This is a genomic window from Photorhabdus sp. RM96S, from assembly GCF_042879335.1.
In the GTDB taxonomy this organism is placed as follows: domain Bacteria; phylum Pseudomonadota; class Gammaproteobacteria; order Enterobacterales; family Enterobacteriaceae; genus Photorhabdus; species Photorhabdus kayaii.
Map to the genome: position 1 here is coordinate 54,766 of NZ_JBHFKT010000031.1, position 9,070 is coordinate 63,835.

At 43.4% G+C, this 9,070-nt stretch carries 9 protein-coding genes; 5 read left to right on the top strand and 4 right to left on the bottom strand.

The window, feature by feature from the left end; all coding sequences use genetic code 11:
* The first annotated feature begins 2 nt into the window (after positions 1-2).
* The 5 genes from menD to menE are packed head-to-tail and all read left to right on the top strand — an operon-like array spanning position 3 to position 5,691.
* On the top strand, positions 3-1,697 hold the full coding sequence (gene menD / locus ACGF49_RS17675) for a 2-succinyl-5-enolpyruvyl-6-hydroxy-3-cyclohexene-1-carboxylic-acid synthase (RefSeq protein WP_387492095.1): 1,695 nt from the start codon (positions 3-5) through the stop codon (positions 1,695-1,697).
* Positions 1,694-2,464, top strand: a complete 771-nt coding sequence (gene menH / locus ACGF49_RS17680; protein ID WP_113042585.1) for a 2-succinyl-6-hydroxy-2,4-cyclohexadiene-1-carboxylate synthase — start codon at positions 1,694-1,696, stop codon at positions 2,462-2,464. Before menD ends, menH begins: the two co-directional genes overlap by 4 nt.
* Positions 2,465-2,474: 10 nt before the next feature.
* Positions 2,475-3,332, top strand: a complete 858-nt coding sequence (menB, locus tag ACGF49_RS17685) for a 1,4-dihydroxy-2-naphthoyl-CoA synthase (protein ID WP_387492097.1) — start codon at positions 2,475-2,477, stop codon at positions 3,330-3,332.
* Entirely contained in the window at positions 3,332-4,303 is a 972-nt protein-coding gene (gene menC / locus ACGF49_RS17690; protein WP_113042511.1) for an o-succinylbenzoate synthase, read from the top strand. The genes menB and menC overlap by 1 nt, the downstream gene beginning before the upstream one ends.
* Entirely contained in the window at positions 4,291-5,691 is a 1,401-nt protein-coding gene (gene menE / locus ACGF49_RS17695) for an o-succinylbenzoate--CoA ligase (RefSeq protein WP_271866515.1), read from the top strand. The genes menC and menE overlap by 13 nt, the downstream gene beginning before the upstream one ends.
* A 222-nt stretch (positions 5,692-5,913) precedes the next feature.
* Here the strand turns inward: menE and ACGF49_RS17700 are convergent, their stop codons facing one another.
* The 4 genes from ACGF49_RS17700 to ACGF49_RS17715 all read right to left on the bottom strand — a co-directional run bounded on the left by ACGF49_RS17700 (position 5,914) and on the right by ACGF49_RS17715 (position 9,021).
* Complete coding sequence (locus ACGF49_RS17700) at positions 5,914-6,717, bottom strand: inositol monophosphatase family protein (RefSeq protein ID WP_229015665.1); 804 nt, start codon at positions 6,715-6,717, stop codon at positions 5,914-5,916.
* A gap of 87 nt (positions 6,718-6,804) precedes the next feature.
* Positions 6,805-7,224 (bottom strand): NUDIX domain-containing protein, encoded by a 420-nt coding sequence (locus tag ACGF49_RS17705; RefSeq protein ID WP_113042513.1) that lies wholly within the window; start codon positions 7,222-7,224, stop codon positions 6,805-6,807.
* A complete protein-coding gene (locus ACGF49_RS17710) occupies positions 7,221-8,417 on the bottom strand; it encodes a DegT/DnrJ/EryC1/StrS aminotransferase family protein (protein ID WP_271859256.1) in 1,197 nt (398 codons plus the stop codon). The genes ACGF49_RS17705 and ACGF49_RS17710 overlap by 4 nt, the downstream gene beginning before the upstream one ends.
* A 16-nt stretch (positions 8,418-8,433) precedes the next feature.
* Positions 8,434-9,021, bottom strand: coding sequence for a Gfo/Idh/MocA family oxidoreductase (locus tag ACGF49_RS17715; protein ID WP_387492103.1), 588 nt, complete (start codon positions 9,019-9,021; stop codon positions 8,434-8,436).
* Between the last annotated feature and the right edge of the window lie 49 nt (positions 9,022-9,070).

A 9,070-nucleotide genomic window follows, 5' to 3' on the forward strand; every position in this document is an offset into this window, starting at 1 on the left:
ATATGTCAAACAGCGCATTTAACCGCCGCTGGGCGGAACTTTTATTGGAAGCACTTACTCGCCACGGATTACGTCATGTTTGCATTGCGCCCGGTTCACGCTCCACGCCTTTGACAATAGCTGCCGCAGCAAATAACAAACTGATTTGTCATACTCATTTTGACGAACGCGGATTAGGACATCTGGCACTGGGATTATCCAAAGCAAGCAGAGAGCCGGTTGCCGTTATCGTTACTTCTGGAACCGCAGTGGCAAATCTCTATCCTTCATTAATTGAAGCCAGTTTAACGGGTGAACGAATGGTTTTCCTTACCGCTGATCGGCCTCCAGAATTGATGGATTGTGGTGCGAGTCAGGCTATTCGTCAAAATGGTATTTTTGCTTCTCATCCATGCCAAACAATTTCTTTGCCAAGACCGACCGTAGATATACCGGCAAGCTGGCTGGCTTCTGTCATAGATCATAGTATGGCGAATTTGCGGCATGGGGCCTTGCATATTAATTGCCCATTTGCCGAACCATTATATGGCAATGAAGAGCCTGCTTATGATGAGTGGCAGCAGCAGTTAGGCGATTGGTGGAAAAGTAAAACACCTTGGTTAAGCCAGCCAGTAGCTAATGTTGTGGCAGAAGTAGCGGATTGGGACTGTTGGCAACAGAAAAAAGGCGTTGTATTGGCTGGTCGAATGAGTGCCGAAGAGGGCGTTAATGTTGCTAAATGGGCAAAGGCATTGGGCTGGCCGTTGATTGGCAATGTGCTTTCACAAACTGGGCAGCCATTGCCTTGTGCCGATTTATGGTTGGATAATCCTCATGTGCAGGAGATTTTAGCGCAAGCACAACTGGTAGTGCAGTTTGGTTCCAGCCTGATAGGGAAACGCTTGTTACAGTGGCAGGCGAAATGCCAGCCGCAGGAGTTTTGGATTATTGATCCGATACCAGGCCGGCTTGATCCTGCCAATCATCGTGGCAAAAAATTGACCTGTCATATTGCTGACTGGTTACTGGCTCATCCGGCACAGCCGCGTATACCGTGGGCACAATCGTGTACATTGTGGGCAGAAGAGCTCAAAGTCTGGTCAGAAAAAGCAGTTAACTGTGTCAGAACTGAATTGGCTGGGAAATTTGGTGAAGCAACGGTGGCCTATCGATTGTGTGAATTACTGCCTGAACGCGGGCAGCTGTTTGTCGGTAACAGCCTGACTATTCGTTTGATCGATGCACTGGGGCAATTACCTGCGGGATATCCGGTTTACAGTAACCGGGGTGCTAGCGGCATTGATGGGTTAATTTCCACTGCGGCAGGTGTGCAACGGGCAACGGCAAAGCCCACTTTGGCTGTTATCGGTGATTTATCGGCGCTTTATGATCTCAATAGCTTGGCTCTATTGCGTCATCCTTCCGCTCCAATGGTATTAATTGTGGTAAATAATAACGGCGGGCAGATTTTCTCTTTACTACCCACTCAGGAAGAAGCAAGGCAGCGTTTTTATTGTATGCCTCAATACGTTAATTTTGATCATGCTGCGGCGATGTTCGGCTTGAAATATGCCAGCCCACAAAATTGGATGGAATTGCAACAAGGTATTGAACAGGCATGGCAACAAAATGAAACCACACTGATTGAGCTAAAAGTGCCGGATAGAGAAGGGGCTGAGTGTTTGCAACAACTGTTAAAACAGGTGGCTATGTTGTGAGCCTCGCTTGTCGTAAGTTTAACGGTCACAATGACCGTCCGTGGCTGGTTTGGTTGCATGGATTATTGGGCTGTGGTGATGAATGGTTGCCATTAGTGAATCTGTGTGCTCAGCATCCTTCATTGGTTATCGATCTACCTGGTCACGGTGATTCCACTGACGTGCGGGTAAAAGATCTTCTGGAGATGAGTTGTCTTTTATCTGAAACATTAGCAGAACAGCAAATTAGTAAATACTGGCTGATTGGCTACTCCTTAGGGGGCCGTATTGCTATGTATCATGCCTGTTATGGTGATAATCAGGGATTATGCGGATTGCTGGTTGAAGGGGGAAATCCTGGGTTATTTTCCCAACAGGAGCGGAATAATCGTCTCGAACACGATAGAAATTGGGCCGGACGTTTTCGTTCTCAGCCGATTGAACAGGTTTTATCTGATTGGTATCAGCAGCCGGTTTTTTCTGATTTATTACCTGCACAGCGTCAGCAACTGATCAAAGTACGCCGTCATAATAATGGCAATGGTGTGGCTAATATGCTGGAAAATACTTCACTTGGACATCAACCTTGGTTAGTACCGGTATTGCAACAACTGGCGTTACCTTTTGTTTATCTGTGTGGCGAAAATGATAAGAAATTCCAACAATTGGCAAAACGTTGCGCTTTGCCGCTGCAAACTATTCCACATGTTGGGCATAATGCTCACCGAGCGGACACGGCGGCGTTTGTTGCGGTAGTAAACCATTTTTTATCACTCTTTAATGTATAGGAATACGAATATGATTTACCCGAGCGAAGAAGAACTTTATGCCCCAATTGTATGGCAGGACTGCTCTGAAGGGTTTGAAGATATTTTTTATCACAAATCCACAGATGGTATGGCTAAAATCACCATCAATCGCCCACAAGTACGTAACGCATTTCGGCCATTGACGGTTAAAGAGATGATGCAGGCATTGGATGATGCCCGTTATGATGACAATATCGGGGTGATTATCCTGACGGGAATGGGTGAAAAAGCTTTTTGTGCTGGTGGTGATCAAAAAGTTCGTGGTGATCATGGTGGTTATAAGGATGACAACGGCATGCATCATCTGAATGTTTTGGATTTCCAACGCCAAATTCGCACTTGTCCAAAACCGGTCGTTGCTATGGTTGCTGGATATGCGATTGGTGGTGGTCATGTACTGCATCTGGTATGTGACCTGACCATTGCGGCTGATAACGCTATTTTCGGTCAGACCGGACCTAAAGTGGGCTCTTTTGACGGCGGTTGGGGGGCATCTTATATGGCTCGAATTGTTGGTCAGAAAAAAGCCCGCGAAATCTGGTTCTTGTGCCGTCAGTATGATGCTAAACAAGCGTTGGAGATGGGGCTGGTTAATACAGTTGTGCCTTATGCGGATCTGGAGAAAGAGACCGTTCGCTGGTGTCGTGAAATGCTGAAAAATAGCCCAATGGCTCTGCGCTGCCTGAAAGCCGCTCTAAATGCGGATTGTGATGGTCAGTCTGGATTGCAAGAGCTGGCAGGTAACGCCACCATGCTTTTCTATATGACAGAAGAAGGTCAGGAGGGACGTAATGCATTCGTTGAGAAACGCCACCCTGATTTCAGCAAATTTAAACGTAACCCGTAATGCGTACTGCAATTTTATACCGGTTCAGATTGCCGATGGAGTCAGGTGTTATCCTGCGATATCAGCGGCTTAAAACTCGTGATGGTTTTTTGGTTCACTTACAGGAAAATGGTCAACAGGGATGGGGTGAAATTGCACCATTGCCCGAATTCAGCAAAGAAACAGTTGAACAGGCGGGTGAAGCAGCGATGGCATGGCTTAGACAGTGGCATCTTGGCGCTGAACCTGATGAAAGTGAATTACCTTCTGTCGCATTTGGGATTAGCTGTGCATTAGCTGAATTACAGGGTAACTTACCGGAAGACGCTGATTACCGGAAAGCGCCACTATGCAATGGTGATCCTGATGAACTGATTGTTCGTCTCAGTAAAATGAGTGGACAAAAAGTTGCCAAAGTGAAAATCGGGCTGTATGAAGCTGTACGTGACGGCATGGTAGTGAATGTTTTACTGGAAGCGGTACCGGATTTATCTTTGCGGCTGGATGCTAACCGTAGTTGGAGCCGTGCTAAAGCGGACAGTTTCGCTAAGTATGTCAATCCTGATTACCGTAACCGAATTACCTTTCTGGAAGAACCTTGTCAAACCCCGGAACAATCGCTCGCTTTTGCCCGTGATACAGGGATTGCCATTGCATGGGATGAAAGCGTCCGTGATGAAGGTTTTAACGTAGAGGCACAAGCAGGGGTGACTGCTATTGTGATTAAACCCACTCTGATAGGAAGCCTTGCCCGTTGCTGTCAGTTGATTTCAGCCGCGCACAACGCTGGATTGGAGGCGGTGATTAGCTCCAGTATTGAAACCAGCTTCGGTTTGACTCAGCTTGCCCGTATTGCTCATTGGCTGACGCCAGCGACTATTCCTGGACTGGATACGCTGGAATTGGTTCAGTCTCAGTTGGTGCGCTGTTGGCCGGGCAGCACGATGCCAGTAACAAGATTGGACGAGTTAGACATCGCATGGCGCAGTTAAATTCATTTACCCAGTGGCCATGGCGCTACTGGGCATCGTTTAGCCCTGAAAATATTGCTGTCAAGTTGCGTAATCGTTCCCTAACCTGGCATCAATTAGTTATCTCTTTGGATACGATAGCGGCCAATTTTCGCCAACAGGGGATAGTTGAAGGCAGTGGTGTAATGCTGCGAGGGAAAAACAGCGAAGAGATGTTGTTTTGCTATCTTGCCGCGCTACAGTGTGGTGCGCGGGTATTGCCACTGAATCCTCAACTGCCTGAAATACTCCTGTCTGAATTATTGCCACATTTGAATATCGATTTTGTGGCTGATTTTTGTGGTGACAACTTGCCTGTGATGGATGCCAAATCCCTCGATTGGCAAAGTGAACCACTAAATTCTGATGATAATTCAGTCATGTGGGATGCTATGCGCCCGGCCAGTATGATACTGACCTCCGGCTCTTCTGGATTGCCTAAAGCGGCTGTTCACTCAATTTATGCTCATCTTGCCAGTGCGCAAGATGTACTTTCAGTAATCGAATTTCAGCAACAAGATAGCTGGCTGCTCTCATTGCCGTTGTTTCATGTATCGGGTCAGGGGATTATTTGGCGCTGGCTAATCAAAGGGGCTTCTTTAGTGCTCAGAAATACCCGTCTGTTAGAGCATGCTTTAGCCGATTGTACTCACGCTTCATTGGTTCCGACTCAGCTTTGGCGGTTACTGGAGCAGTCACAAAATCAGACACTGAATTTGAAACAAGTGCTGTTGGGTGGAGCAATGATCCCCATTGAATTGACACAAAGAGCGGAACAGCAAGGCATTTGCTGTTGGTGTAGCTATGGTTTGACCGAATTGGCTTCAACAGTATGCATTAAACGAGCAGACGATCTTCCCGGTGTCGGCAATCCTTTACCGGGCAAAGAAATTAGTCTGATAAATGAGGAAATTCAGATTCGTTCTGGCAGCCTTGCTAATGGATATTGGCTGGATGGTAAATTACAGCCATTGACTGATAGCGATGGTTGGTTTCATACCCGAGATCGGGGAATAATCGAAAAGGGTGAGTTACGTATCCTTGGCCGAATGGATAATCAATTTTTTAGTGGTGGAGAAGGCATTCAGCCGGAAGATATTGAACGGGTGATTAACACCCACCCGCAGGTTGCACAAAACTTTATTGTTCCCGTCCCCGATTCTGAATTTGGTTATCGCCCTGTCGCGGTGATAGACAGTAATTCATCTGAGGTCATTGATACATTACCTGAATGGTTGATTGATAAACTGGCTTCTTTTCAGCGCCCGATAGCTTACTATTTATTACCTAAACAGTTTAAAAATAATGGCGTTAAAATCTCCCGCCAGCAAATTAAAAAATGGGTGATGGATTTACCCGGTTTCCCTTGAGCTATTTTTATCTGTATTTGGTGTGGTGAGATGGATATCCATCCCATTTGCTCTATTGATATATATCCGCCATCTTTCAAGTTGCCTCTTTGTTGGCTGCGCTCACTCACCCCGGTCACATAGTTTGCTATGCTCCCGGGGATTCGCTCCCTTGCCGCCGCGATGCATCTTGAAATCCATAGGGTATATTGCCACTTCAGAATAGCGATTCAGCTTATTATGCTATGAATTTAGTGAAGCTATAACCGAATCTAAAAGTTGTGAATTACAGGCAGATACCAATCCTCCACCAAACATAACTTTTTCTCTACTACCATTTAGCGTGCAGTAATCCCCACCTGCTTCTTTAATGCAAGGCAGAATAGCTGCGCTATCCCATGGTTTCATTAAAGTATCGATGGCACAATGAATACGACCATTTGCAACCATTGCGTGCTGATAACAGTCATTTATAAACATAAAATCTTTAGCTGTCTTCACCAAGGAATTGAGATTATACGGAATTGTCCCATCGGCTAGATGGTATGATGAACTATGTATCCCTGATGCAGAAATTACGGCATGACTAATTGTATCTGGAGAACCGTTTTGAATAATAAGCCTGCGTAATGAGACATCATTATTACTCATCCAACAACCCTGCCCTTCTGAAGCGTACACAATAGTTGAAATAGCAGGAAAACTAATAACACCCGTAGTAGGTTCTCCATTCTCGACAAATGCGATTAGAGTGCTAAACAATGGCACACCATATAGAAAGGCCCGAGTACCATCGATAGGATCGATAACCCAACCAGTTTCAAATTTACAAGATCCAGTCAATCCAAACTCCTCACCAAGAATAGGGACTCCCGGGCATTGTTGCTCTAAAAGATTTCTAATTTCAGATTCGATTCTTACATCAGTATCTGTTACAACAGAACGATCAAGTTTATATTCGAATTCCTGAGAGCCGTTGAATCCATCTTGAGTGATTTTTTTAACCTTTTTAATCGCTCTGAGTGCAATATTAAGCATATCTGTCATTTTATGTTGCCTAATAATGGGTCATATGTTGTGACCCATTTTCATTGTCATCCTTAAACCATCCCTAGAGAGGTGGTCTTTTACTGCTCACACCTGAAGTATCTTCATCATGAAATCATCAAGATTATCCTTAAAATCAATGATATAAGCCCATGAATACTCGGAGTGTTCATCGGAGAGTTTTACGGTACCTTCGCACTTCACTTCAAAATTGACTTGAATACATTTATTTTCACCTGCTTTGTACTCAGCAGAACTTACGAAATTAACTAATTCTAATAAATTTAAGTTGGTTTCTTCCTTGATTTCACGTGTAAGTCCTTGAACTATTGATTCAGCATTCTCAATACCACCTGAGGGTATCTCCCATACATTGGGGAGAAATTCATGTTCTGATCGTTTAAGAAATAGCACGCGTCCTTCTGGGTCTCGGATGATGCCACCTACAACGATACGATCGTAAGCAGAAAATAACTTTGCAATTTCCTTTGGAATGAGCCTATTCACTTTCGGAGCCTTTCAGTTGTAGAAGTAATAATTGCCAAGTAGTTATCAATGAAGTATTGGCGCTCAGGACCATACCAAATATCTAGTTTAAACATGCTATTATGGAATTTAATGGCATTTTTAAAGTTCTCAGGTAATACACGGTCTTTCTTTTCGTAGTTCTTAGAAATACGCTCTGGAGAGTGGAACAAACTGTAATTGTGGATAGGGCAAGTGGAGCCTGGAATATCTGCTTCAACAGCACCAGCTTTAATCAATGCATCAACAAATTCGTGCAAGCCAACTGTAAATTTACTCTTATCAAACATAATAGGCATTGCATACCATGCTGGGTCTGCTTTTTTTGGAATTCGGGTTATCTTCAAGCCATTAATTTTTTCGATTTCATGTTTCAGGATACGAGCGGTTTCACGTTTTTCTTCCATCATTTGATGGAATTTATCCATCTGCGGCAGTACAACAGCAGCGCCTAATGGGTGCATACGTAGGTTGAGACCTGTTCCAGTAATAGCAAATTCTTTCAAATTGTCTGTATGAACTTCTTTCTTTGCGCGTTTGTTAAAGTGACCAACAAGCACTGCACGTTCGTAAAACTCGCGGTGCTTAGTTGCAAAGAAACCACCTTCCCCGGAAGTTAGAATTTTCTTACCTTGGAAACTCCATGCAGAACCGTCAGTGAAACTACCAATCATTTTGTTATTCCAAGTAGCACCGTGTGCATGAGAGCTATCTTCTAAAAGAAGGATGTTATTTTTCTCGCAAACTGCCATAAGTTCATCCATATCACAAGGTATACCCCACATATGCGTGACAACGACAGCTTTAGTCTTCGGGGTGATCAAAGATTCTACAGCCTTAGGGCAAATGTTTCCGTTGTCAGTACAGTCTGCAAATTTCAACTCTGCTCCTAGCTGGTGGAGTGGACTACAGGTTGCAAAAAATGTGTAACTTGGAACAATAACTTCATCGCCTATTCCTATACCTGCGCCATAATACATTGAAAATAATGCGGTCGTACCCGAGTTAACAGCAAGAGCATTTTCAACATTGAAAATGGATTTAAATTTATCTTCCAATTTCTGATAAATGCCACCATTATCATAAATTGAAATATCTTCGTGCAGCTGATGAGCTACGCTAGCTTTGATATTTTCATCAATGATTGGATGTGTAAATTTAGAGTACTTATTCATTTCTATTTGTTCCTTTTTATATGATTTTATACCCGCTTTCAATGAAAGCGTTTTCTAGAAGGTTTGTAATTACGATTGAGTTTTTTAAATTATTTGAGAATGAATCTTTCTCCTTTGAAAAAAGGAAATCTTGATACATATCAACGAAGGGAGATTCGTCATCAGGATGGAAATATTTCTCAGAGATAACTTCTTGTTTTTTATTTTTAATTTTTAATTGATTTCTATTTGCATATACTATGAAATCGTCACCTATTAATGTGATATCCTCATATTTTTCATACGCAACACATGATATATAGACAAAGATAATCACATTACCATATTGAAACTCCACAAAAGCAGTATCATCAACATTGTACTTACCATTTGATGTGTTAATGAGTTTTGAGTAGTTGACATTTATTTCATGACAATCAAACAGATAGCAAAGCAGATCCACAATATGATAACCCATATCTAACCAGACACCTCCTCCTGCATTCAGGGCGCGAGCATACTTTTTTACCCCCCCCTTGAATGAACCGTAATTATATGATCTGATTCTCCTTATTTTTCTTTTTAATACTCGCCCATGAATCCGAACCAGACCCTGATTGAACATTTAACCGTTGTGAAAGAAACTCGTTCTGACATCAATCGTCAATACGAGC

Bases quoted from the DNA above. Each gene is read 5' to 3' on its own strand.
- ACGF49_RS17710 (WP_271859256.1), bottom strand. From the start codon at position 8,417: ATGAATAAGTACTCTAAATTTACACATCCAATCATTGATGAAAATATC.
- menC (WP_113042511.1), top strand. From the start codon at position 3,332: ATGCGTACTGCAATTTTATACCGGTTCAGATTGCCGATGGAGTCAGGT.
- ACGF49_RS17715 (WP_387492103.1), bottom strand. From the start codon at position 9,021: ATGTTCAATCAGGGTCTGGTTCGGATTCATGGGCGAGTATTAAAAAGA.
- ACGF49_RS17700 (WP_229015665.1), bottom strand. From the start codon at position 6,717: ATGACAGATATGCTTAATATTGCACTCAGAGCGATTAAAAAGGTTAAA.
- menB (WP_387492097.1), top strand. From the start codon at position 2,475: ATGATTTACCCGAGCGAAGAAGAACTTTATGCCCCAATTGTATGGCAG.
- menE (WP_271866515.1), top strand. From the start codon at position 4,291: ATGGCGCAGTTAAATTCATTTACCCAGTGGCCATGGCGCTACTGGGCA.
- menD (WP_387492095.1), top strand. From the start codon at position 3: ATGTCAAACAGCGCATTTAACCGCCGCTGGGCGGAACTTTTATTGGAA.